We start from the raw sequence: 1,088 nt of genomic DNA on the forward strand, positions 1-1,088 counted from the left end.
CGGTGCTGGCCGACGGCCGGCGGATCAACGCGTGCCTGGCGCTGGCGGTGCAGTACCAGGGCCGTGAGATCACGACCATCGAAGGCGTCGACCACCCGTTGCAGGCGGCATTCGTCCGTACCGACGGATTCCAGTGCGGCTACTGCACGCCGGGCCAGATCTGCTCGGCGATCGGGATGCTCGCCGAACACAAGGAGGGCGCACCCAGCGCGGCGACCGAGCACCTTGCCGACAGTGGCGGGGAGTTGGACGAGGCGGAGATCCGGGAGCGGATGAGCGGCAACCTGTGCCGCTGCGGCGCCTACAACGGCATCGTCTCGGCGATCAAGGAGGTCGCGAAGTGAAGTCGTTCTCCTACGTCAGCGCGCCGGACACGGCCACGGCGCTGCGCACGATCGCGGACAACACTGACGTGAAGTTCCTGGCGGGCGGGACGAACCTCGTCGACCTCATGCGGGAGGGCATCGAACAGCCGTCGACGGTCGTGGACATCACCCGCCTGCCGCTGGACGGGATCGAGGAACTCCCGGACGGGGGGATCCGCGTTGGGGCGCTGGTGAGCAACAGCGCGCTCGCGGCCCACCCCCTCGTCAGGACCCGCTACCCGGTCCTGGCGCAGGCGATCCTGCTGGGGGCCTCGGCCCAGTTGCGGAACATGGCGACCGTGGGAGGCAATCTCCTGCAGCGCACCCGCTGCGTGTACTTCTACGACGAGACCTCCGCCTGCAACAAGCGCACACCCGGCAGTGGTTGTGACGCGATCGGCGGGTTCTCCCGGGGCAGTGCGGTGCTGGGGGCGAGCGAGCACTGCATCGCGACGCATCCCTCGGACATGGCGGTTGCGCTGGTGATGCTCGACGCCCTCGTCGAGGTGGAGAGCGTGCGCGGTATCCGGCGTATCCCGGTCGCCGACTTCCACCGCGAGCCGGGCAACACCCCGCACATCGAGACGGTGTTGGCCGCCGACGAGCTGATCACGGCCGTCGAGCTGCCGCCGGTGCCGGTCGCGGCCACCTCGCGCTACCGCAAGGTCCGCGACCGCGCGTCGTACGCCTTCGCCCTGGTCTCCGTCGCCGCCGCACTGGCCG

2 protein-coding genes are annotated in these 1,088 nt (G+C 69.9%); both read left to right on the forward strand.

All coding sequences use genetic code 11. The features are described from left to right. The coding region (locus STRTUCAR8_RS39465; RefSeq protein ID WP_044473673.1) for a 2Fe-2S iron-sulfur cluster-binding protein at window positions 1–344 on the forward strand (344 nt) is incomplete at its 5' end. Next, window positions 341–1,088: FAD binding domain-containing protein (locus STRTUCAR8_RS39470; protein WP_044473674.1), on the forward strand; the 748-nt coding region annotated here is incomplete at its 3' end. The genes STRTUCAR8_RS39465 and STRTUCAR8_RS39470, both read left to right, overlap by 4 nt.

The organism is Streptomyces turgidiscabies Car8 (assembly GCF_000331005.1).
Taxonomy (GTDB): domain Bacteria; phylum Actinomycetota; class Actinomycetes; order Streptomycetales; family Streptomycetaceae; genus Streptomyces; species Streptomyces turgidiscabies.